This is a genomic window from Saccharothrix coeruleofusca (assembly GCF_017876325.1).
In the GTDB taxonomy this organism is placed as follows: domain Bacteria; phylum Actinomycetota; class Actinomycetes; order Mycobacteriales; family Pseudonocardiaceae; genus Actinosynnema; species Actinosynnema coeruleofuscum.
Genome location: NZ_JAGINV010000001.1, coordinates 4,223,501 through 4,246,789, shown reverse-complemented (window position 1 = coordinate 4,246,789; position 23,289 = coordinate 4,223,501). Strand labels below are relative to the sequence as shown.

Genomic DNA, 23,289 nt, shown 5'->3' with positions numbered 1-23,289 from the left:
GAACATCGCTCCACAAGTTACGGAACATAGTTCCACTTAGCAACTCCCATCCCCGAACCGAGCGTTCGGGACGACGGGTGGTAGTTGACGGCCCCCGGAGTCGCTTCGGGTAGTACTTGCCGACGCGGGCTGGGTGAGGGGGTTGTGGGCTACCTTGCGGGCGTGGACTTCGAGGAGATCGTCATCAGCACCGAGCGCCTCGACTTCCCCGCGCTGGTCGCGGGGGACGGGCCGCCGGTGGTGTGCTGGCACGGGTTCCCCGACCACCCGGCCACGTTCGGGCCGCTGGCCGAGCGCCTGGTGGCCGCGGGCAGGCGGGTCGTCGCGCCGTTCCTGCGCGGGCACCACCCCGCCACCGCCGACCGGATGCCCCACGGCGACGGCCTCACGCTCGCCGCCGACGCCGCCGCGGTGGCCGAGGCGCTGTCCCCGGACCAGGGGGTGGACATGGTGGGGCACGACATCGGCGCGGGCATGGTGGCCAGGCTGGCCGCGCTGTGGCCGCACCGGCTGCGCCGCGGCGTCACCATGGCGGTGCCACCGCCCGGTGCCCTGCCCGCCCTGCTGACCGACCCCGAGCAGCAGCAGCGGTTCTTCTACCTGTGGCTGTTCCAGGTGCCCGAGGTGGCCGAGGCGCTGCTGGCGGTGAACCGGCGGCTGGTGGACCACCTGTGGGCGACCTGGTCGCCCGGCCTGAGCCTCGACGAGCGCCACCGGGCGCGGGTGCACGCGCAGTACGGCGACCCGCAGGTGCTGCGCAACACCCTGAGGGTGTACCGCGCCAACTTCGACACCTCGCTGCGCGACCCCGAACTGGCGCCGCTGGCCGCGCGCAGCGAGCTGCCCGCCACGATCCCGCTGCTGGTGCTGGCGGGCGCCGACGACGGCTGCCTGCCGCCTGCCGCCTTCGCCGACGCGCGGGCGGCGCTGGCGCCCGGCTCATCGGTGCGGGTCGTGGCGGACGCGGGCCACTTCATGCACCTGGACCGGCCGGACGAGGTGGCCGAGCTGGTGCTGGACTGGATCGGCTGAAGCCGTCCCCGTGCCGGTCGCGGTGTCCGGAGTGGAGGCTCCGCCTGCCGATCGGCCGCCATCGGCGGGTAGGTTCGACCCGGCAAGGCTCAGCGCGGGCGGGCGGACCCGCCCCGGAACCCGGAGGGCCGCGTGGCACCGTCCTCGGAGAACTCGCTGGGGGCTTTCCTCCGGTCGCGGCGCGAGCGCGTGGACCCCGCGGCCGTCGGCCTGTCCTCGGCCACCCGCCGCCGCACGCCGGGGTTGCGCCGCGAGGAGGTCGCCCGCCGCGCGGACGTCAGCGTCGAGTGGTACACGCGCCTGGAGCAGGGCCGAGGGGGAACGCCGTCCGCGCGGGTGCTGCGGAGCGTGGCCGACGCCCTGCTGCTGAGCCGGGCGGAGCGCGAGCACCTGTTCCTGCTCGTCCAGGGGCGGCGGGTGGACGCGCCGCGCGGCCCGGCGGCGGCCGTGGTCGACCCGCGCTTCCGCCGGGCGCTCGACGGCTTCCCGCACGCCCCGGCGTACCTCAAGACCGCGGCGTGGGACGTCGTGGCCTGGAACCGCGCGGCTCGGCTGGTGCTCTCCGACTACGAGGCCATGGAGCCGGGGGAGCGCAACGTGCTGAAGATCCTCTTCCTCGACCCGGCCTCGCGGAAGTTGTTGCGGCACTGGGAACGCGAAGCCGGACTGGCCGTGTCGACCTTCCGGCTCGAACTCGCCCGCTGGGGGGCCACGAGCGAGGCCGAGCGACTGGTCCGGGAGCTGCGCGCGCGCAGCGCGGAGTTCGCCGGGATGTGGGAGGCCAACGACGTCGGCGTGCTGGGCGAAGGCGTCAAGCACCTGGCCCACCCCACCGCGGGCGACCTCTCCCTGTGGTACTCGTCGTTCGCCGTGGACGACGAGCCCGGACTCGGGATGGTGCTCTACACGCCGGACACCGAGCGGGACGCGGAGCGCATCCGGCGCCTCCTGGGCGACAGCGCCTGATCCGACGGGCGCTGGGGGGTACTGGCGGTACCCGTATGACCACGGCGTGGTCGGACCCGCCGCGCGGGAACAGGATCTGCGGTGCACGCACGGACCACCGTCCCGAGAGGAGCAAAGGACCGTGACCACCACCGCGCCGGTCGACGAACTCGCGCTGCGCATGGAGCAGTGGCGGAAGACCTTCGAGGCCAAGGACGTCGAGGGCATGATGTCCTTCTACGCCGACGGCGAGGCGTTCAGCGCCTTCGACCTCATGCCGCCCATCGAGTTCCGCGGCGGCGAGATGTGGCGCCGCAACTGGGTCGACTTCTTCGCCGCGTGGCGGGGCCCGCTGCGCCTGGACTTCGCCGACGTCGAGGTGCACGCCTCGACCGACCTCGGGTTCGCCCGCCTGCTGGTGCGCCTGGTCGGCACCATGAACGGCCAGGAGGTAGACCTGTGGGTGCGGACCACCAACTGCTTCCGCCGCGTCGACGGCCAGTGGCTGATGATCCACGACCACGTCTCGGTGCCGCTGGACTTCGCCACCGGTCGGGCGCTGACGACCCTGTCCCCGAGCAAGCCGATGGGGGAGTGACGGTGCCGACCACGCTCACCGCGCGGCAGGCCGAGGAGGTGCTCGACCGGCTCGCGGGCGCGTTCCTGAACCCGGTCCGCTCGCCCGTCCTGCGCACGCCCGCGGAGGAGGGGCTGGAGTACGAGGAGGTGACCTTCCCCGCCCGCGACGGGGTGCCCCTGGAGGGGTGGTTCATCCCGGCTGACTCCGACCGGCTCGTCATCGCCAACCACCCCATGGGCTTCAACCGCTCCGGGCTGCCCACCCACCTGGAACCGTGGGCCTCCACCTGGGGGCCCACCGGCAACGACTTCGAGGTCGACTTCGTCCCCGACTACCGGGTCCTGCACGAGGCGGGCTACAACGTGCTGGCCTACGACCTGCGCAACATGGGCCTGAGCGGCGCGGCGAACGGCGGCGCCGTGACCAGCGGCCGGTACGAGGCGCGCGACGTCCTGGGCTCGCTCGCCTACGCGGCGAGCAGGCGCGACACCAAGGACATGGCGGTCGCCCTGTTCAGCCGCTGCCTGGGCGCGAACGCGACCTTCGCGGCGATGCGCCAGGACCCGGCGGCGTTCGAGGGCGTCCGGTGCCTGGTGGCCTGCCAGCCCGTGTCCGACCGCGTCATCATGGGGCGGGTGCTGGAGATCCTCGGCGTCGGCGCGGACCGGCTCGACGACCTCGACCGCAGGGTCCTGGTCGGCACCTCGGTCGGCTTCCGGGACCGCCCCGACGCGGAGTGGGCCCGCCACGTCCGCGTCCCCACCTACTTGTACGGCGTCCACGACGACTCCCTCACCGAGCCCGCCGACCTGGAGCGGATGTTCGAGGTGATGGACGTCCGGGACAAGAGGTTGGCGTGGGTCCGGGGCACCTCGGCGCGCTGGGACGGCTACCTGGAGTTCCAGCGCAGGCCCCAGCCGGTGCTGGAGTGGCTGTCGCGCCACGTGCCGCCGGGCGCCCCGGACCGGGGGCAGCGGTCAGTCGACCGGTGAGACGCGGATGAGGTTGCCGTCCGGGTCGGCGATGACGAAGGTCCGCCCGAAGACCTCGTCGTGGGGTTCCTCGACGACGGTGACGCCCTTGGCGGCCCAGTTCACGTGGACCTCGTCGACCGCCGGAGCGCCGCCCGGCACCATCAGCCCGACTTCGAACGAGCGCGGCGCGGCCGGGTCGACCTGCTCGGCCCGGCCGGACCACAGGGCGAACAGCACGCCGGGGGCCACCTCGAACGGGACGTAGCGGGGCGTGGTGGTGACCGGCTCGATCCCGAACAGGTCGCGGTAGAAGTCCGTCGCCCGTTCGACGTCGGTGACGTAGATGAGGAAGAGGTTGGGCGCTGCCACGGTGTCGTGCTCCTTCCGTCGGCGGCCGGGTGTCGGCCGTCGGTGCCAGGGTGGCGCGATAACACGACAGAACCTGTCGTGTTCAGGGGCAGAATGGCGACATGGCACGACCGCAGCGGCTGATCGAACTGCTGGCGGCGCTGCGGGCGCGCCGCCGGACCACCGCCGAGGCGCTGGCCGCCGAGCTGGGCGTGTCCACCAGGACCGTGCTGCGCGACGTCCAAGCGCTGGTGGACGCGGGCATCCCGGTGTTCACCGAGCGGGGCAGGTACGGCGGGATCAGCCTGCTGCCCGGTGACCAGGTCGACCTGTCGAAGCTGACCACGGCAGAGGCCGACGTGCTGCGCGCGGTGGGTCTCGACCTCGACCGCGCCCGGCAGCTGGGGGAGGAGGCGGTCGCGCGCTCCGCCCTGGGCAAGCTCGTCCCCCGGCGGACCCCCGCCGCGCCGGCGGAGCTGCCGCTGTCGCTGCACCAGGTCGTCGCGGTCGACAACCGCGCCTGGTTCGCGGACGGCGAGCCGGGCCCCGACGTGGCCCGGCTCGCGCAGGACCTGCGCAGGGGGCGCAGGCTGCGCATCCGGTACCGCCGCAGCGGGTCCACGACGGCGCGGCCCGCCGTCGTGGACCCCTACGGCCTGCTCCTGCGGGCCGACCGCTGGTACTTGATCGCCGATCGCGACGCGCAGCCGAGGATGTACGCCCTGTCCCGCTTGCGGGACTGGGAGGTGCTCGCGGAGCCGCGGCGGCTGCGCGAGGGCGAAGACCTCGCGGGCGTCGCGGCGGAGCTCGGCCGGGAGCTGGAGTCCCGGCACGAGGTGACCGTCACCGCCCGCCTCGACGCCGACCGGGTCGACCTGGCGCACCGCGTCCTCGGCAGCAGGCTGCGCACCGTCGGCGAGGCCGCCGACGGGCGGGTGACGATCACCGTCTCCTACGACCAGCTCGACGGCGTCCGCCAGCTGCTGCAGTTCGCCGACCACATCGAGGTCGTCGACCCGGAACCCGCCCGGCGGCTGGTCCACGACCTCGCCCGGCAGCTGGCCCGCGCGCACGAGGGCACCCCGTGAGGGCGCCCATGGCTGCGTCCCCGGCTGCGTCCCCGGTCACCAGTTCCCGGTTTCCGGGCCCATGGCGCCGTATTCGACCGCGCCGCCGCGCGCGTACGTGCTGACCACGACGCCGGTGCCCAGCACCTCCGAGCGCACCAGCTCCAGGCCCGCCGGGGCGGTGCCGTCCCCGAACAGGCGCTTGCCGGAGCCCAGCAGCACCGGCATGACCAGCAGGTGGAACTCGTCGACCAGGTCGTGCGCGAGCAGCGTCTGGACCAGCGCGCCGCTGCCGTGGACCTGGATCTCCCCGCCTTCACCGCGCTTGAGCGCGCCGACCGCCTCGGCCACGTCGCCGGTGAGCAGCGCGGAGTTCTGCCAGGACACCGAGGTCAGCGTCCGGGAGGCGACGTGCTTGCGCACCCCGTTGAGCTTCACCGCGAGCGGGTCGTCGGCCAGCGGCCAGGCGGCCGCGAAGATCTCGTAGGTCCGGCGGCCCAGCAGCAGCGCGTCGGCGCGGAAGGTCACTTCCGCCACCCGCGCGACGACCTCCCCGTCCAGGTGCGGGACGGCCCAGCCGCCGTGCCGGAAGTCGCCGTCGCGGTCCTCGTCACCGCCGCCGGGCCCCTGCACGACCCCGTCCAGGGACAGGAACGAGGTCACCATCAGCTTGCGCATGTCATCTCCTCCGCGGACGCCCCCGGTGGCGTCCTCATGCTCGCGTCGAAGAGACCGGACCGGAATCGACAACCGACTCCTGTGATCCGCGTCACGCGCAGATCGGTCGATGAGCGGTCGATTATTCCGCGATGAGAGGCCGTGCGCGATGCCTGGATAACGTGAGCCGAGGGCAATAGCCGAATGCGCGAGGAAAGCGAGGACAGCCGCCCATGACCGCCCAGCTGGATCTGAACAACCTGGACCTCACCGACGACCCGGAAGTGCAGAACGACGTCTTCCTGGCCGCTTTCAACTCCGGCCAGGGAGCCATTTTCGACAGCCTCTACCGGGAGGACTCGATCTCCAACCTCTCCGGCACCCCGCTGACCGGCGCGGCGCGCACCGAGGCGATCACCGCGCTGCTGGCCACCAAGCCGGAGCTGAAGTCCCGCGTGCGGTCCTACTACGCCACCGCCGACACCTCCCTGATCATCGTCGACTACGACCTGGTGATCACCAAGGAGGACGGCGGCAAGCAGCGCATCCAGGGCAAGTGCACCGACGTGCTGGTGCGCGGCGAGGACGGCAAGTGGGTCATGGCCGTCGACCGGCCGGTGGCCGGTTCCATCGAGGACCTGTAGGTCCACCGGCCGCGCGGGCCACGCCCCTGCCGTGGCCCGCGCCCTCCTCGGGAAGGACGTGTGCGATGGACCTGGCCCCCGAGCTGTCCGGGGTGTCCCCGACCGAGATGCGCGCCACCCTGGGCCGCTTCGCCACCGGCGTCGTCGTGCTCACCGTCGGCGGCGAGCACATCCACGGGATGACCGCGAACGCGTTCAGCTCCGTCTCGCTCGACCCGCCGCTGGTGCTGTGCTGCGTGGCCCGCGACGCCACCATGCACGGCGCGATCACCGCCGCCGGGCACTTCGCCACCTCGGTGCTGCGCGCCGACCAGGAGCGCTTCGCCCGGTACTTCGCCGACCGCGGCCGACCCTCCGGTGGCGCCCAGTTCGACCCCGTCGACTGGCTGCCCGGCAGGCACACCGGCGCTCCGGTGCTGGCCGACGCCCTGGCCTGGGTGGAGTGCAGGCTGGAGCAGACCCACCGGGCGGGCGACCACTCGGTGTTCATCGGCCGCGTGCTGGGCACCGGCCGCGGCGCGGGCACGGCGGGGCTGCTGTTCTTCGACGGCGCGTTCGGTCAGGCCGACACGAGCGAAAGGCGACGATGAGCATCACCGGGATGGACCGGCGGCCCGCGGCGCGACCTGCTCCCGAGCAGGTCGCGCCGCTGCCGTCACCGCCGCGCACCATGCGGGCGCTGCGCGCGCGGCGCGACGAGCTGCGCTCGCAGATCACCGAGGGCAGCCGGGAGGCCACCCAGCGCCAGCACCGGCTGGGCAAGCGCACCGCGCGGGAGCGCTTGGCGCTGCTGCTGGACGAGGGGTCCTTCGTCGAGCTGGACATGTACCGGCGGGGCGCGGGTGGCGGCGGCGTGCACACCGACGGCGTGGTGGCGGGCTCGGGGACCGTGGACGGCCGCCGGGTCTTCGTCTACGCGCAGGACTTCACCATCTCCGGCGGGTCGCTGGGCGCGGCGCACGCGGCGAAGATCCACAAGGTGATGGACCTGGCGCTGGCCAACGGCGCGCCGATCGTCGCGCTCAACGACAGCGGCGGGGCGCGCATCCAGGAAGGCGTCATGGCGCTGGACGGCTACGGCGGCATCTTCAGCCGCCAGGTCGCGGCCTCCGGCGTCATCCCGCAGATCAGCGTCGTGCTCGGGCCGTGCGCGGGCGGCGCGGCGTACTCGCCCGCGCTGGCCGACTTCACCTTCATGGTGCGCGAGACCGCGCAGATGTACCTGACCGGCCCGGACGTGGTGGCCGCGGTGAGCGGCGAGCGGGTCACCCACGCCGAGCTGGGCGGCGCGGACGTGCACGGCACCCGGTCCGGCGTGGCCTCGTTCGTGCACGACGACGAGGAGAGCTGCCTGGCCGACGTGCGCTACCTGCTGTCGCTGCTGCCCGCCAACAACCTCGAACCCCCGCCGCCGGTGGAGTTCGCCGAGGACGACCCGGCGCGGCCCCGGCTGCCCGACATCGTGCCGGTGGAATCCAACCAGCCCTACGACATGCGGGCCGTGCTGGCCGAGGTGGTCGACGACGGCGAGTTCCTGGAGGTCCACGAGGGCTGGGCGGGCAACGTGCTGTGCGCGCTCGGCCGCGTCGGCGGCGAGGTGGTCGGCGTGGTCGGCAACCAGCCGCTGGTGCTGGCGGGCGTGCTGGACACCGCGGCGTCGCAGAAGGCCGCGCGGTTCGTGCGGTTCTGCGACGCGTTCAACATCCCGCTGGTGACGCTGGTGGACGTGCCGGGGTTCCTGCCGGGCACCGAGCAGGAGTACGGCGGCGCGATCCGGCACGGCGCCAAGCTGCTGTACGCCTACTGCGAGGCGTCGGTGCCGCGCGTGCAGGTGATCCTGCGCAAGGCCTACGGCGGGGCGTACATCGTGATGGACTCGCGGTCCATCGGGTGCGACGTGTCGCTGGCGTGGCCGACCAACGAGATCGCGGTGATGGGCGCGGAGGCGGCGGTGAACGTGGTGCACCGCAAGGAGCTGGCCGCCGCGGCCGACCCGGCCGAGCTGCGGGCGGCGCTGATCTCCCGCTACACCGCCGAGCTGATGCACCCCTACTACGCCGCCGAGCGCGGCCTGGTCGACGACGTGATCGACCCGGCGGAGACCCGCGCGGCGATCATGCGGGCGCTGGCCATGCTGCGCGACAAGCGCAAGCGCCCGCCTGCCCGCAAGCACGGGAACGTGCCGCTGTAGAACGCGCGGCAGGTGGTCGGAACGGCAAGAGCCCCGCCGGGTGTCGAACCCGGCGGGGCTCTTGCCGTTCCGGTCGTGAACGGGTGGCGAACGCGGTGCGGCCCACCGACCAGGGGAGGAAGTCGGTGGGCCGCGGGGTCGCCGGGGGACCGGGGGTGGGTCAGCCCGGCAGGAGTGCGGAGTCGTCCTGGTCGCGCAGCGCGGCGCACACCGCGCGCAGACCGGTGACCAGCTGGTCGATGTGCTCGTCGGAGATCTCGATCGACGGCTCGAACCGCAGCGTGTGCGTGGCGCTGGCGGTCGGGAACACCCGGACGTGGTGCTCGCGCAGCAGGTACCCCGCCAGCACGTAGCCCAGCAGCCCCATCCGGGCGTACTCGGCCACGCCGCCCTCGCCGCCGGTCCGGTCGTGGAACTCCAGTCCCAGCATCAGGCCGCGTCCGCGCACGTCGGCCACGACGGTCGGGAACTCGTCGCGGACCGCGCGCAGCGCGGCGGCCAGCGCCTCGCCGCGCTCGGCGGCCCGGCGGTAGGCCGCGCCGCCGTCAGCCTCGAGCAGCTCCACCACCTTGGCGCCGATGTGGCAGGAGAAGGCGTCCTTGGCGAAGGTGGAGCTGTGCAGCAGCTCGAACTCGGGCAGGTAGCGGCTGCGCCGCACCAGCAGCACCGACGACTTCGCCAGGCCGCCGCCGATGGCCTTGGCCAGCACGATGTAGTCGCCGAGCAGCCCGACGTGCGAGGCGGCGTAGAACGCGCCGGTGCGCCCGACCCCGCTCTGCACCTCGTCCACCACGACCGGGAACCCGGCCGCGTCCGCCGCCGCCCGGATCTCCGCGGCGACGTCGGCCTCCAGCACGCGGATGCCGCCCTCGCCCTGGACCGGCTCGACGAAGAACGCCGCCACCACCGGCAGGTCCCGCTCGACCAGCTCGCCGTCCACCACGTCCAGCACGGTCACCCGCTCGGCCTCCACGGCCTTGGCGACCTCGGCGGGCGGCACGAACCGGGCCTGCGCGGCCAGGCCGCGGAAGGGCAGCCGGTAGCCCGCGTTGTGGGTCAGCTGCACGCTGCCCGCGAGCTTGCCGTGGAAGGAGCCCTCCAGGGTGAGGAACACCGGCGGCAGGTCGAAGCGGCCCTCGTTGTGCGCGCGGGCGCGGGCGGCCAGCTCCGGGTCGGCCGAGGCCAGGTGCTCGTCGATCTCGGCGCGCAGCCGGGCCAGCTTGCCCACGCGGTCCATCTCGGCGTGCTTGAGGGCGACCTCCACCGCCTCCGCGCCGGTGTTGGCGAAGATCGCCGAGTACGGCTCGTCGGTGCCGAACTCGCGCCACAGCACCCGGTTCAGCGCCGCGGCCAGGTCGTTGGCGTAGGGGTGGTAGGAGAACTGGGCGTGCACCGGCACCCGCTGGTCGAGCAGCTCACGGGCGCGCTCGACCAGCGCGGGGTGGTTGTGGCCCAGCACCAGCGAGCCGTAACCACCGACGAAGTCCACCACCGGCACGTCGCCGGACGGGGTGCGCCACCACAGGGTGTCGCCCTCGCCCCGCACGTACTCCGCGTCCAGGCCCACCTGCGCCAGCAGTCCGCGCAGGTGGGCCTCGGCCAGCTCCAGGGCCATGTCAGCTGTCGCCGAACGGGTTGTCGACGGCGTAGCGCCACCGGCCGTCGGGGCCCTTGCGCAGCACGTCCAGGCCGGTGCCCGACAGCGACTCCTCGCCCTCGATGTCGAACTTCCAGTCCACCACCAGCAGCGCGGTGTCGCCGGTCACGTAGGACTCCTTGACGGTGGCGCTCATGGCCGGCTTCTTGGCCATGAACTCCCGGACCGCCTGCTCGTGCTCGGCGCCGCTGATCGGCTTCTCCGGGTCCCACACCGACACCGCGTCCTCGGTGTAGAGGCCCAGCACCGCCTCCACGTCGCCCGCGTTCATCGCGCGCACGTACAGCTCGGTCATCTTCGTCGCGTCGGTGGGGGGCGCGAACTCGTTCACGGTCGTGGTCATCGCAAATCCTTTTCTGCCGGGTCGGCGAACAGCGCGGCCGACGCTAATGACCGGCGGTCACGGACCGGTAATCCGCCATCCCGAGAACGCCCGACGACCGGCCCATTACTGCTCGCGACGAATTGCTCGGTAGTAATCGAGTCCGGAGTAGTCCGCTGGTTGGGAAGGACGGGCGATGGCGAACCTGGACGACGCGGTCGCGGTGGTGGGTGTGGCGTGCAGGCTGCCCGGCGCGGCCGACCCGGCGGCGTTCTGGCGGCTGCTGCGCGAAGGCCGCGACGCCGTGGTCGAGCTGCCGCCGGAGCGCTGGGAGGCGTTGACGCCGCGGGTGCGCGCCGAGGCGGGCACCCGCTACGGCGCGTTCCTGGACGGGGTCGGCGAGTTCGACGCGGGGTTCTTCGGCATCTCCCCGCGCGAGGCCGCCGCCACCGACCCCCAGCAGCGGCTGGTGCTGGAGCTGGCCTGGGAGGCGCTGGAGGACGCGGGCACCCGGCCCGCCGACCTCGCGGGCAGCCACACCGCGGTCTTCGTCGGCGCGCTGCGCGACGACTACGCCGCGCTGGCGCTGGGCCGGGGCCGGATCACCCAGCACACCAACACCGGCACGCACCGCGGCATCATCGCCAACCGCGTCTCCTACGCGCTGGACCTGCGCGGCCCCAGCGTCGTGGTGGACACCGCGCAGTCGTCGTCCCTGGTGGCCGTGCACCTGGCCGCGCAGAGCGTGCGGTCGGGCGAGTCGCCGCTGGCGATCGCGGCGGGCGTGAACCTGAACATCCTGGCCGAGGGCGCGGAGGGCGCGCGGAAGTTCGGCGGCCTGTCGCCGGACGGTCGCTGCTTCACCTTCGACGCGCGCGCCAACGGGTACGTGCGCGGCGAGGGCGCGGCGGCGGTGGTGCTCAAGCCGCTGAGCCGGGCGCTGGCCGACGGCGACGACGTGCGCGCGGTGATCCTGGGCAGCGCGGTGAACAACGACGGCGCGACGCCGGGCCTGACCGTGCCGGACGCCCGCGCGCAGGAGCAGGTCGTGCGGGCCGCGCAGCGCCGCGCGGGCGTCTCGCCCGAGCAGGTGCAGTACGTCGAGCTGCACGGCACCGGCACCCCGGTCGGCGACCCGGTGGAGGCCGCCGCGCTGGGCGCGGTGTTCGCCGACCGCGCCGAGCCGCTGCCGGTCGGCTCGGTCAAGACCAACATCGGCCACCTGGAGGGCGCGGCGGGCATCGCGGGCCTGGTCAAGACCGTGCTGGCGATCCGGCACCGGCACCTGCCCGCCACCCTCAACCACGAAACGCCCAACCCCGCGATCCCGCTGGACCGGCTGGGCCTGACCGTCCACACCGGACTGTCCGAGTGGCCGCACCCGGACCGGCCGCTGATCGCGGGCGTCAGCTCCTTCGGCATGGGCGGCACCAACGCGCACGTGGTGCTGGCCGAGCCGCCCGCGCGGCCGGAGCGGCCGGAGCGACCGCGCGAGGCGGGCCGCCCGGTCGCCGTGCCGGTCACCGGCCGCACCCGCGAGGCGCTGCGCGCCCACGCCGCGCGGCTGCGCCGGACCCCCGGCTCGCCCGCCGACCTCGGCTGGTCGATGGCCACCACGCGGACCGCTTTCGAGCACCGCGCGGTGGTGGTCGCCGCCGACCGGGAGGCGCTGGACGCGGGCCTGACCGCGGTGGCCGATGGCGTACCCGCGCCCGGCGTGGTGACCGGCGAGGCGGGGGACGGCTCGCTCGGCGTGCTGTTCACCGGCCAGGGCGCGCAGCGCGCGGGCATGGGATCGGCGCTGTACCGGGCGTTCCCGGCGTTCGCCTCGGCCTTCGACGAGGTCTGCGCCCACCTCGACCCCCGGTTGCCCGAGGTGATCGCCTCCGGCGAGGGGCTGGACGAGACCGCCTGGACCCAGCCCGCGCTGTTCGCCGTCGAGGTGGCCGCGTTCCGGCTGGCCGAGTCGTGGGGTTTGCGGCCCTCGGTGCTGCTGGGGCACTCCGTCGGCGAGGTCGCCGCCGCGCACGTGGCGGGCGTGCTGTCGCTCGCCGACGCCGCCGCGCTGGTCACCGCGCGCGGCGCGCTCATGGGGGCGCTGCCCGCCGGGGGCGCGATGGTCGCGGTGGAGGCGGCCGAGGACGAGCTGGACCTGCCCGAGGGCGTGTCGCTGGCGGCGGTCAACGGGCCGCGCGCGGTGGTGCTCTCCGGCGCGGAGGAGCCGACCCTGGCCTACGCGGAGGCGCTGCGCGCCCAGGGCAAGCGGGTCAAGCGGCTCACCGTCAGCCACGCCTTCCACTCGCACCTGATGGAGCCGATGCTCGACCGGTTCCGCGAGGTCGTCTCCGGCCTGACCTTCCACGCACCGGGCATCCCGGTGATCTCCGCGGTGACCGGGCGCGAGGAGGACCTGACCGACCCCGAGTACTGGGTGCGCCAGGTGCGCGAGCCCGTCCGCTTCCTCGACGCGCTGCGCGCCGCCGAGGTCGGCACGTTCGTGGAGGCCGGGCCGGACGGCGTGCTCTCGGCGATGGCCGCGGCGATCGGCGCGCGGGCGTTCCCGCTGATGCGCGCGGGCGCGGACGAGCCCACTGCGGCGCTGACCGCGCTGGGCGCCGCGCACGCCCGAGGCGTGGCCGTGGACTGGGCGGGGGTCTACGCGGGCGTGGACGCGCGCAGGACCTCCCTGCCGACGTACCCGTTCCAGCGCGAGCGCTACTGGCTGGACGACCAGCCCGCCGCCGCTGTGCCCGCCGTCCCCGCTCCCGCGGCCGCGGCACCCGCCGCTCCCGCTGTCGCCGCCGCGCCCTCGCGCGACATCGCCGAACTGGTGACCGCGCACGTGGCCGCCGTGCTGGGGGCCCGCGACGCGAGCCGGATCGACCCGCGGCTGCCGTTCCGGGACCTGGGCTTCGACTCGCTGATGGGCGTGGAGCTGCGGGAGAACCTGGCCGCCGCGCTGGACCGCCCGCTGCCCAGCGGCCTGCTGTTCGACCACCCCACGCCCCGCGCGCTGATCGACTTCCTGTCCTCCGGCGACGCAGAGGAGGCCGCCGCCGAGGCCGGGGCGAGCGCGGAGCCCATCGCCATCGTCGGCATGGCCTGCCGCTACCCCGGCGGGGTCGGCTCGCCGGAGGAGCTGTGGCGGCTGCTGGTCGACGAGCGCGACGCGATCGGCCCGTTCCCCGCCGACCGGGGCTGGTCGCCGGACCTGCACCACCCCGACCCCGACCGCTCCGGCGCCAGCTACGTGCGCGAGGGCGGCTTCCTGGCGGGCGCGGCCGAGTTCGACCCGGCGTTCTTCGGCATCTCGCCGCGCGAGGCGCTGGCCATGGACCCCCAGCAGCGGCTGCTGCTGGAGACCGCCTGGGAGGCGCTGGAGCGCGCGGGCATCGACCCCGAGTCGCTGCGCGGCAGCCGGACCGGCGTGTTCGTCGGCGGCACCACCGGCGACTACGGCCCCCGGATGCACGAGGCGGACGAGCAGGTCGAGGGCCACGTGCTCACCGGCGCCGCGCCCAGCGTGATGTCCGGCCGCATCGCCTACCAGCTCGGCCTGGTCGGCCCGGCGCTGACCGTGGACACCGCGTGCTCCTCCTCGCTGGTGGCGCTGCACCTGGCGGTGCGCTCGCTGCGCAGCGGTGAGTCCAGCGCGGCCATCGCGGGCGGTGTCGCGGTCATGGCCACCCCCGGCATGTTCCTGGAGTTCTCCCGCCAGCACGGCCTGGCCGCCGACGCGCGCTGCAAGTCCTTCTCCGCCGACGCGGACGGCACGGCGTGGGCCGAAGGCGTCGGCCTGCTGGTGCTGGAGCGGCTGTCCGACGCCCGCCGCAACGGGCACCGCGTGCTCGCCGTGATCCGGGGCAGCGCCATCAACAACGACGGCGCGTCCAACGGCCTGACCGCGCCCAGCGGCCGCTCGCAGCAGCGGGTCATCCGGCAGGCGCTGGCCGACGCCGGTCTGTCCACTTCGGACGTCGACGTGGTGGAGGCGCACGGCACCGGCACGGCGCTGGGCGACCCGATCGAGGCCGAGGCGCTGCTGGCCACCTACGGCCAGGACCGCGCCGAACCGGTGTGGCTGGGCTCGCTGAAGTCCAACATCGGCCACACCCAGGCCGCCGCGGGCGTCGGCGGGGTGATCAAGCTCGTCGAGGCGATGCGGCACGGCGTGCTGCCGCGCACCCTGCACGTGGACGAGCCGACCCCGCGCGTGGACTGGTCCTCGGGCGCGGTGCGGCTGCTGACCGAGGCCCGCCCGTGGCCTTCGGCGGACCGCCCCCGGCGGGCGGCGGTGTCCTCGTTCGGCATCAGCGGCACCAACGCCCACCTGGTGCTGGAGCAGGGCGACGCCGAGGTGCCCGCCGAACGCGCCGAGGTGCGCACCCCGGTGCCGTGGCTGCTCAGCGGGCACAGTGAGGACGCGGTGCGGGCGCAGGCCCGGCAGCTGGCCGCCCTGGACGACCCCGACGTGGCGGCGGTGGCCAACGCGCTGGCCGCGCGCACCCGGTTCGACCACCGCGCGGTCGTCGTCGGCACCACCGCCGAGGACTTCGCCGCCGCCCTGCCCACCGCCGCGCCGGTCCGCGCGGTCCCCGACGCCCGCACCGCCGTGCTGTTCACCGGCCAGGGCGCGCAGCGCGCGGGCATGGGCCGCGAGCTGTACCAGGCACACCCGGTGTTCGCCGCCGCGCTGGACGAGGTGGTGGCCGCGTTCGAGCCGCACCTGGACCGGCCGCTGCGGGAGCTGATGTTCGGCTCCTCCCCGGAGCTGGACCAGACCCGCTACACCCAGCCAGCGCTGTTCGCCTTCGAGGTCGCCCTGTACCGGCTGGCCGAGCACCACGGGCTGCGGCCGGACCTGCTGGCCGGGCACTCCATCGGCGAGCTGGTCGCCGCGCACGTGGCGGGCGCGCTGTCGCTGCCCGACGCCGCCAAGCTGGTCGCCGCGCGGGGCAGGCTCATGCAGTCCGCCCGCCCCGGTGGCGCGATGGTCGCCATCGCGGCGCGGGAGCAGGACGTCGAGCTGCCCGAGGGCGTGTCGCTGGCCGCGGTCAACGGCCCGGAGTCGGTGGTGGTCGCGGGCGACGAGGCGGCCGTGCTGGAGCTGGCCGCCCGCTACCCGCGCCACCGCAGGCTGTCGGTCAGCCACGCCTTCCACTCGTTCCACATGGACGAGGTGCTCGACGAGTTCCGCGCGGTCGCCGAGTCGGTCACCCACCACCGGCCGCGCGTGCCGGTGATCTCCACCGTCACCGGCGAGCCGCTGGAGCCCTCCGCCGAGCACTGGACCCGCCAGATCCGCGCCACGGTGCGGTTCCTGGACGCGGTGCGCGGCCTGGAGCGGCGCGGCGCGTCGGTGTTCGTGGAGGTCGGGCCGGACGCGGTGCTCGCGCCGCTGGCCCGGTCGGCCGGGGTGACCGCCGTGGCGCTGGGCCGGGCGGGACGGCCCGAGCCGCTGACCGCCGTGCAGGGCCTGGCGCAGGCGCACGCCCACGGCGCGCCGCTGGACCTGGCCTCGTTCGCGCCCGGCGACACGCGCGCGGACCTGCCGACCTACCCGTTCCAGCGCCAGCGGTACTGGCTGGAGTCGCGGGGCCGGGCGACGGGCCTGGTCAGCGGCGAGGTCGAGCTGGCCGAGCGGGACGAGCTGGTGCTGCACGGCGAGGTCTCCACGGCCGCCCAGCCCTGGCTGGCCGGGCACGTGGTCAACGGGGCCGTGCTGGTGCCCGCCACCGCGTTCCTGGAGCTGGCGCTGGCGGCGGGGCAGCGGGTCGGCCTGCCGCGCGTGGCGGAGCTGGTGCTGGAGGCCCCGCTGGTGGTGCCCGCCGACGGCGCGGTCCAGGTGCAGGTGACCGTGCGCGAGGGCCGGTTCTCGGTGCACTCGCGCACCACCGACGCCTGGCAGCGGCACGCCACCGGGTCGCTGGCGCAGGCCACCGCCGCGCCGGAGCTGTTCACCTGGCCGCCGGAGGCGGTGGAGGAGCCGGTGGCCGACGCCTACGACCGGCTCGCCGAGCTGGGCTACGACTACGGCGGCGCGTTCCGCGGCCTGCGCGGGATCTGGCGCGACGGCGACACCGTCTACGCCGAGGTCGAGGTGCCCCGCCCGGAGCGGGGGTTCCTGGTGCACCCGGCGCTGCTGGACGCCGTGCTGCACCCGCTGGTGCTGCGCCCGGCGGGCGGCGGGCGCATCCGGTTGCCCTTCGCCTGGCGCGGGGTGGAGCTGCACGCGCCCGACGCGACCGTGCTGCGGGTGCGCATCACGCGGGCGGGTGAGGACGAGTTCGCGGTGGACCTGCTCGACGGGGCGGGCACGCCGGTCGGGTCGATCGAGGGCATCGCGCTGCGCGCGGTGGCCAGGGACTCCCTCGCGGGCTCCCGCGCCGCCTCGGCGGCGTTCGCGCTGACCTGGACCCCGGTCCAGCAGCGCGACCACGAGCAGGGCGGCGAGCACGTGGTGGTGCCGCCCGCCGCCACCGACGACCCGGCCGAGGCGGTGCGCCACGCCCTGCGGCTGGTCAAGGACTGGCTGGCCGAGCGGCACGACCCCGCCGACCGGCTGGTGTTCCACACCCGCCGCGCGGTGGCCGCGAGCCCCGGCGAACCGGTCGACGACCTGGCCGGTGCCGCGGTGTGGGGCCTGGTGCGCGTGGTGCAGTCCGAGCACCCGGACCGGGTGGTCGTGGTCGACGCCGAGCACGAGGACGAGGTGCGCGCGGCCGTGGCGACCGGCGAGCCGCAGCTGGCCGTGCGCGACGGGCGGTTGCTGGCGCCGCGCCTGACCCGCGCCGAGCTGCCCGAGCCCGCGCCGCTGGCCGTCGACGGCACCGTGCTGGTCACCGGCGGCACCGGCGGCCTCGGCGCGCTGGTGGCCCGGCACCTGCACGACCGGCACGGCGTGCGCGACCTGCTGCTGGTCAGCCGCCGCGGCCTGGACGCGCCGGGGGCCCGCGAGCTGGCCGAGGAGCTGGGCGCGCGGGTGGCGGCGGTGGACGTGGCCGACCGCGACGCGCTGGCCGCGCTGCTGGCCGGCGAGCGCCTGGGCGCGGTGGTGCACGCCGCGGGCGTGCTGGACGACGCCACCACCACCGCGCTGACCGACGAGCAGGTGGACCGGGTGCTCACCGCGAAGGCCCGCTCCGCCCGGAACCTGCACGAGCTGGCGGGCGACGTGGACCTGTTCGTGCTGTTCTCGTCCATCTCGGGCGTGCTGGGCACGGCGGGCCAGGCCAACTACGCCGCGGCCAACACCTACCTCGACGCGCTGGCCGCCCACCGCCGGGCCCAGGGGCTCAAGGCCACTTCGCTGGCCTGGGGCCTGTGGGCGGCGGGCATGGGCGAGACCCTGTCCGAGGCCGACATCGCGCGGTGGGCCCGCTCCGGTGTCGCCCCGCTGACCGCCGAGCTCGGCCTGGCGCTGCTGGACCGGGCGCTGTCCGGCGACGCCGCGCTGCTGGTGCCCGCCGCCCTCGAACCGTCCAAGGTGGACCCCGAGGGCCCGGTGCCCGCGCCGCTGCGCGGCCTGGTCCGGCGCAAGGCGGCCAAGCCCGCCAAGGTGGCCGCGCTGACCGAGGCGTCGGCGCTGGAGCTGGTGCGCGGCGCGGCCGCCGCCGCGCTGGGCCACGCCGACGGTCGCGCGGTGGACCCCGACCGGGCCTTCCGGGAGCAGGGCTTCGACTCGCTGGCCGGGGTGGACCTGCGCAACCGGCTGATCGCGGCCACCGGCCTGCCGCTGTCCGCGACGCTGGTGTTCGACCACCCGACGCCCAAGGCGCTGGCCGCCTACCTGCTGGCGGGCAGCGGGCCCGCCAGGACCGCCACCAGGACCACCGGGCGCGCCGACGAGCCGATCGCGATCGTGGGCATGGCGTGCCGCTACCCCGGTGGTGTGCGGTCGCCGGAGGAGCTGTGGCGGCTGGTGGCCGACGGGGTGGACGCGGTGTCGGGTTTCCCGACCAACCGGGGTTGGGACCTGGACAACCTCTACGATCCCGACCCCGACAAGACCGGCACCAGCTACACCCGCGAGGGCGGGTTCCTGCACGACGCCGACCTGTTCGACGCCGACTTCTTCGGCATGTCGCCGCGCGAGGCGCTGGCCACCGACCCGCAGCAGCGGCTGCTGCTGGAGACCGCCTGGGAGACCTTCGAGGACGCCGGGGTGGACCCGGCGACCCTGCGCGGCAGCCGGACCGGCGTGTTCGTCGGCGTGATGTACGACGACTACGCCTCGCGGCTGCCCGAGACGCCCGAGGAGGTCGAGGGATTCCTGCTGGCGGGCAACACCTCCAGCGTCATCTCCGGCCGCCTGGCCTACACCTACGGCCTGGAGGGCCCGGCCATCACGGTGGACACCGCGTGCTCGTCGTCGCTGGTGGCGCTGCACCTGGCGGCCAACGCGCTGCGGCAGGGCGAGTGCGACATGGCGCTGGCGGGCGGCGTGACCGTCATGGCCGGACCCAGCACGTTCGTGGAGTTCTCCCGCCAGCGCGGCCTCGCGCCGGACGGCCGCTGCAAGTCGTTCTCGGCGGAGGCCAACGGCACCGGCTGGGCCGAGGGCGTGGGCCTGCTGCTGGTGATGCGGCTGTCCGAGGCCCGCAAGCGCGGCCTGGACGTGCTCGCGGTGGTGCGCGGCACCGCCGTCAACCAGGACGGCGCGTCCAACGGCCTGACCGCGCCCAGCGGGCCCGCCCAGGAGCGGGTCATCCGCGACGCGCTGGCCTCGGCCCGGCTGTCCACTTCGGACGTCGACCTGGTGGAGGCGCACGGCACCGGCACGAAGCTGGGCGACCCGATCGAGGCGCAGGCCCTGCTGGCCACCTACGGGCAGGACCGCGAGACCCCGCTGTGGCTGGGCTCGCTGAAGTCCAACATCGGCCACGCCCAGGCCGCGGCGGGCGTCGGCGGCGTCATCAAGGTGGTGCAGGCGATGCGGCACGGCGTGATGCCGCGGACCCTGCACGCCGAGCGGCGCTCCCCGCACGTGGACTGGTCCTCCGGCGCGGTGGAGCTGCTGACCGAGGAGCGCGAGTGGCCGCGCGGCGACCGGCCGCGCCGGGGCGCGGTGTCCTCGTTCGGCATCAGCGGCACCAACGCGCACGTGATCCTGGAGGAGGGCGCGGCCGTGCCCTCGCGGGAGGAGCGGGAGCCCGACGACGAGCCCACCGTGCTGCTGCTGTCGGCCCGCGACGAGACCGCGCTGCGCGCGCAGGCGGCGAACCTGCGCGAGCACCTGCTGGCGAACCCGGAGCTGGCCCCGGTCGACGTGGGCCTGACCCTGGCGCGGCGACCGCTGCTGGAGCAGCGCGCCGCGGTGGTCGGCGACCGCGCCGCGCTGCTGCGCGGGCTGGCCGACCTCGACTCGCCGGGCGTGGTGCGCGGCAGCGGCGACGGGCGCGGCCGGACCGCGTTCCTGTTCACCGGCCAGGGCAGCCAGCGCGTCGGCATGGGCCGCGAGCTGTACGCGCGCTCGGCGGTGTTCCGGGCGGCGCTGGACGAGGTGTGCGCGCACTTGGACCCGGTGCTGGACCGGCCGTTGAAGACCGTGCTGTTCGCCGAGGAGGACTCCGCGGACTCGGCGCTGCTGGACCAGACCCAGTTCACCCAGGCCGCGCTGTTCGCGCTGGAGGTGGCGCTGTTCCGGTTCGCCGAGCACCACGGGGTCGGGCCGGACTTCGTGTTCGGCCACTCGGTGGGCGAGGTGGCCGCCGCCCACGTCGCGGGCGTGTTCGACCTGGCCGACGCGTGCAGGCTGGTCGCGGCGCGCGGCAAGGCGATGCAGTCCGCCCGCGACGACGGCGCGATGGCCGCGATCGAGGCCACCGAGGAGGAGGTGCTGCCCACCCTGCGCGGCGTGGTCACCGTCGCCGCGGTCAACGGGCCGCGCTCGGTGGTGGTCTCCGGCGACGCCTCGGCGGTCGCCGAGGCGGTCGAGGAGTGGTCGTCCAGGGGCAGGCGGGTGCGCAGGCTGCCGGTCAGCCACGCGTTCCACTCGCCGCACATGGACGAGGTGCTCGACTCCTTCCGCGCCGCCCTGGACGGCATCGCCTTCCACGAGCCCCGGTTGACCGTGATCTCGGACGTGACCGGCGAGCCCGCCACCGCCGAGCAGCTGCGCTCGCCGGACTACTGGGTCCGCCACATCCGCGAGGCCGTGCGGTTCCTCGACGGGGTGCGCACCCTGGAACGGCTGGGCGTCACCGAGTTCGTCGAGCTGGGCCCCGACGGGGTGCTCACCGCGCTGGTCCGGCAGGGCCTGTCGGGCGAGCCGGGCAGCGCGGTGCCCGCGCTGCGCCGGGGCCGCCCCGAGCCGGAGACCGCGCTGGCCGCGCTGGCCACCCTGCACACCCGCGGCGTGCCGGTGAGCTGGGAGTTCCCCCGCGCCCGGCGGGTCGCGCTGCCCGCCTACCCGTTCCAGCGCCGCCGGTTCTGGCTGGACGCGCCGCGCCCGCACCGCTCGGCGGGCGCGCTGGGCCTGGGCGAGGTCGGCCACCCGCTGCTGGGCGCGGCGGTGGAGCTGGTCGACGGCGGCTCGGTGGTGTTCACCGGTCGGGTCTCCGCCAGCGGCTGGCCCGGCGACCACCGGGTCCGCGACGACGTGCTGCTGCCCGGCACCGCGTTCGCCGAGCTGGTGCTGGCGGCGGGCGCGCACGTGGGCCACCCGCACCTGGAGGAGCTGACGCTGGCCGCGCCACTGGTCCTGGGCGCGGCGCGGCTGCAGGTCACGGTGGGTGCCGCGGAGGGCGACCGCCGCCCGGTGACGGTGCACGCCGCGACCGACGACGGCCCGTGGGAGCTGCACGCCACCGGCGCGCTGACCACCGGGGCGGGCGAGCCCGAGCCGGTGGTGCAGTGGCCGCCCTCGGACGCCGAGCCGGTGGACCTGGAGGGCGCCTACGACCGGCTGGCCGAGCACGGCTACCACTACGGCCCGGCCTTCCGCGGCCTGCGCGCGGTGTGGCGGCGCGGTGACGAGCTGTTCGCCGAGGTGGCCACCCCCGATGGCACGACCGGGTTCCTGGCGCACCCGGCGCTGCTGGACGCCGCGCTGCACACCCTGCTGCCGGGCGTGGTCGACGACGACGCCGAGCCGGTGGTGCCGTTCTCCTGGCGCGGGGTGACCGCGCACGCCGCCGGGACGGTGGCGCGGGTCCGGCTGGTGCGGCGCGGGTCGGCGGTGGCGCTGGACGCCTACGACGCGGCGGGCGAGCCGCTGCTGGGCGTGGAGGAGCTGCTGCTGCGCCCGCTGGGCCGGGGCGCGCCGCGCGACGGCCTGCACGCCCTGACCTGGCGCCCGGTCGCGGTGCCCGCCCTGCCGCCGCACGGCATGGCCGTGCACCGGGTGGTGGGGACCGGCCGCGAAGCGGTGCACGAGGTGCTCGACGTGCTGCGCCGCGCGGGCGACAAGCTCGCCGTGGTGCTGCGCGATGGCGTGGCGCAGGCGGCCGTGCGCGGCCTGGTGCGCACCGCGCAGACCGAGCAGCCCGGCCGGTTCGCGCTGGCGTCGCTGGACGACGACCCCCGCTCGGAGCAGGTGCTCGACGCCGCCCTGGCGCTGGGCGAGCCCGAGGTGGCGGTGCGCGGCGGCGAGGTGTTCGTGCCGCGCCTGGCCAGGACCGCGGGGGAGGGCCACCAGGTCGACTGGGGCGGCGGCCCGGTGCTGGTCACCGGCGCGACCGGCGCGCTGGGCGGCATCCTGGCCCGCCACCTGGTGACCGAACACGGCGTGTCCGAGCTGGTGCTGCTGAGCAGGCGCGGCCCGGACGCGCCGGGCGCGGCGGAGCTGGTGGCCGAGCTGGCCGCGCTCGGCGCCACCGCCACCGCGGTGGCCTGCGACGCGGCCGACCGGGACGCGCTGGCCGAGGTGGTGGCGCGGCACCGGCCCACCGCCGTGGTGCACACCGCGGGCGTGGTGGCCGACGGCACGCTGGAAGGGCTGACCGCCGAGCAGGTCGACGCCGCGCTCAAGCCGAAGGTGGACGCTGCCTGGAACCTGCACGAGCTGGTCCCCGACGCCTCGGCGTTCGTGCTCTACTCCTCGGTCGCGGGCCTGCTGGGCACCGCGGGCCAGGCCAACTACGCGGCGGGCAACAGCTACCTCGACGCGCTGGCCGAGCACCGCCGCGCCGAGGGCGGGCACGCCGTGTCGCTGGCCTGGGGCCTGTGGGAGACCGCGAGCGAGCTGTCCGGCGGTCTGTCCGAAGTGGACCTGCGCAGGCTGGCCAGGAGCGGGCTCAAGCCGCTGGCCGCCGACGAGGCCATGCGGCTGTTCGACGCGGCGCTGGCGCACGGCGCGCCGGTGCTCGCGGTGACCGGGCTGGACCTGGCGGCGCTGCGCGGCCGCGACGACCTGCCCGCCGTGCTGCGCGACCTGGTGCGGGCGCGGGCGGCCAAGCCCGCCGCACGCGCGCCGAAGGAGGCCGCCCCGGCCGCGCTGGACCCGCAGCGGCTGCCCGAACTGGTGCTGGCGCAGGTGGCCGCGGTGCTCGGGCACGACGACCCGGCGGCGCTGGAGGCCAAGCGGGCGTTCACCGAGCTGGGCTTCGACTCGCTGACCGCGGTGGAGCTGCGCAACCGGCTGGCCTCGGCCACCGGCCTGGAGCTGGCCACCACGGTGGTGTTCGACCACCCCAGCCCGCAGGCGCTGGCCGAGCACCTGCGCACCCTGCTGGTCGCCGACCGCGCCCCGGACGCGGCGGAGCTGGTGGACCGGCTGGAGGCGCTGCTGCGCGACGGCGGGCTGGCCGAGCCGCAGCTGGACCGGCTGCGCGCGCTGATCGGCGGGCCCGCGCTGGACCCCGACCTCGACTCCGCCGACGACGAGGCGCTGTTCGCCCTGGTCGACGACCTCGACTGAACCTGGAGACGAC

At 75.4% G+C, this 23,289-nt stretch carries 13 protein-coding genes; 9 read left to right on the top strand and 4 right to left on the bottom strand.

Annotation, left to right across the window (positions count from 1 at the left end):
* The first annotated feature begins 162 nt into the window (after positions 1-162).
* From JOF41_RS18680 to JOF41_RS18665, 4 genes are all read left to right on the top strand, one after another.
* Complete coding sequence (locus JOF41_RS18680) at positions 163-1,032, top strand: alpha/beta fold hydrolase (protein ID WP_209620818.1); 870 nt, start codon at positions 163-165, stop codon at positions 1,030-1,032.
* 132 nt (positions 1,033-1,164) lie between these two features.
* Positions 1,165-1,998, top strand: coding sequence for a helix-turn-helix transcriptional regulator (locus JOF41_RS18675; protein ID WP_209620815.1), 834 nt, complete (start codon positions 1,165-1,167; stop codon positions 1,996-1,998).
* A gap of 121 nt (positions 1,999-2,119) precedes the next feature.
* Positions 2,120-2,575: a nuclear transport factor 2 family protein gene (locus JOF41_RS18670; RefSeq protein ID WP_189224986.1), complete on the top strand. Its 456-nt coding sequence runs from the start codon at positions 2,120-2,122 to the stop codon at positions 2,573-2,575.
* 2 nt (positions 2,576-2,577) lie between these two features.
* Positions 2,578-3,549, top strand: a complete 972-nt coding sequence (locus tag JOF41_RS18665) for an alpha/beta hydrolase family protein (RefSeq protein ID WP_209620813.1) — start codon at positions 2,578-2,580, stop codon at positions 3,547-3,549.
* Here the strand turns inward: JOF41_RS18665 and JOF41_RS18660 are convergent.
* Entirely contained in the window at positions 3,535-3,900 is a 366-nt protein-coding gene (locus tag JOF41_RS18660) for a VOC family protein (RefSeq protein WP_209620810.1), read from the bottom strand. The two genes, JOF41_RS18665 and JOF41_RS18660, sit on opposite strands and share 15 nt — an antisense overlap.
* Positions 3,901-4,001: 101 nt before the next feature.
* On the opposite strand from JOF41_RS18660, the gene JOF41_RS18655 reads away from it, so the two are divergent.
* A complete protein-coding gene (locus tag JOF41_RS18655) occupies positions 4,002-4,967 on the top strand; it encodes a helix-turn-helix transcriptional regulator (RefSeq protein ID WP_209620807.1) in 966 nt (321 codons plus the stop codon).
* A 36-nt stretch (positions 4,968-5,003) separates the two neighbouring features.
* Here the strand turns inward: JOF41_RS18655 and JOF41_RS18650 are convergent, their stop codons facing one another.
* On the bottom strand, positions 5,004-5,624 hold the full coding sequence (locus JOF41_RS18650; RefSeq protein ID WP_209620803.1) for a dihydrofolate reductase family protein: 621 nt from the start codon (positions 5,622-5,624) through the stop codon (positions 5,004-5,006).
* A gap of 212 nt (positions 5,625-5,836) precedes the next feature.
* On the opposite strand from JOF41_RS18650, the gene JOF41_RS18645 reads away from it, so the two are divergent.
* From JOF41_RS18645 to JOF41_RS18635, 3 genes are all read left to right on the top strand, one after another.
* Positions 5,837-6,247 carry a YybH family protein gene (locus JOF41_RS18645; RefSeq protein ID WP_189224991.1) on the top strand — a complete coding sequence of 137 codons (411 nt, stop codon included), beginning with the start codon at positions 5,837-5,839 and terminating at the stop codon, positions 6,245-6,247.
* Between the two features lie 65 nt (positions 6,248-6,312).
* A complete protein-coding gene (locus JOF41_RS18640) occupies positions 6,313-6,837 on the top strand; it encodes a flavin reductase family protein (RefSeq protein WP_189224992.1) in 525 nt (174 codons plus the stop codon).
* A gap of 11 nt (positions 6,838-6,848) precedes the next feature.
* Positions 6,849-8,438: an acyl-CoA carboxylase subunit beta gene (locus JOF41_RS18635; RefSeq protein WP_372448529.1), complete on the top strand. Its 1,590-nt coding sequence runs from the start codon at positions 6,849-6,851 to the stop codon at positions 8,436-8,438.
* Positions 8,439-8,598: 160 nt separating this feature from the next.
* Here the strand turns inward: JOF41_RS18635 and JOF41_RS18630 are convergent, their stop codons facing one another.
* Together JOF41_RS18630 and JOF41_RS18625 are read right to left on the bottom strand one after the other, a co-directional pair.
* Positions 8,599-10,053 carry an aspartate aminotransferase family protein gene (locus JOF41_RS18630; RefSeq protein ID WP_209620800.1) on the bottom strand — a complete coding sequence of 485 codons (1,455 nt, stop codon included), beginning with the start codon at positions 10,051-10,053 and terminating at the stop codon, positions 8,599-8,601.
* Between the two features lies 1 nt (position 10,054).
* Positions 10,055-10,438, bottom strand: a complete 384-nt coding sequence (locus tag JOF41_RS18625; protein WP_189224994.1) for a YybH family protein — start codon at positions 10,436-10,438, stop codon at positions 10,055-10,057.
* Between the two features lie 175 nt (positions 10,439-10,613).
* On the opposite strand from JOF41_RS18625, the gene JOF41_RS18620 reads away from it, so the two are divergent.
* A complete protein-coding gene (locus tag JOF41_RS18620) occupies positions 10,614-23,276 on the top strand; it encodes a type I polyketide synthase (RefSeq protein ID WP_209620797.1) in 12,663 nt (4,220 codons plus the stop codon).
* Positions 23,277-23,289 lie beyond the last annotated feature (13 nt).

What these genes read in the sequence shown, in the direction of transcription:
- JOF41_RS18655 (WP_209620807.1), top strand. Translation starts at nt 4,002, where the DNA reads ATGGCACGACCGCAGCGGCTGATCGAACTGCTGGCGGCGCTGCGGGCG.
- JOF41_RS18650 (WP_209620803.1), bottom strand. Translation starts at nt 5,624, where the DNA reads ATGCGCAAGCTGATGGTGACCTCGTTCCTGTCCCTGGACGGGGTCGTG.
- JOF41_RS18645 (WP_189224991.1), top strand. Translation starts at nt 5,837, where the DNA reads ATGACCGCCCAGCTGGATCTGAACAACCTGGACCTCACCGACGACCCG.
- JOF41_RS18640 (WP_189224992.1), top strand. Translation starts at nt 6,313, where the DNA reads ATGGACCTGGCCCCCGAGCTGTCCGGGGTGTCCCCGACCGAGATGCGC.
- JOF41_RS18635 (WP_372448529.1), top strand. Translation starts at nt 6,849, where the DNA reads ATGGACCGGCGGCCCGCGGCGCGACCTGCTCCCGAGCAGGTCGCGCCG.
- JOF41_RS18630 (WP_209620800.1), bottom strand. Translation starts at nt 10,053, where the DNA reads ATGGCCCTGGAGCTGGCCGAGGCCCACCTGCGCGGACTGCTGGCGCAG.
- JOF41_RS18625 (WP_189224994.1), bottom strand. Translation starts at nt 10,438, where the DNA reads ATGACCACGACCGTGAACGAGTTCGCGCCCCCCACCGACGCGACGAAG.
- JOF41_RS18620 (WP_209620797.1), top strand. Translation starts at nt 10,614, where the DNA reads ATGGCGAACCTGGACGACGCGGTCGCGGTGGTGGGTGTGGCGTGCAGG.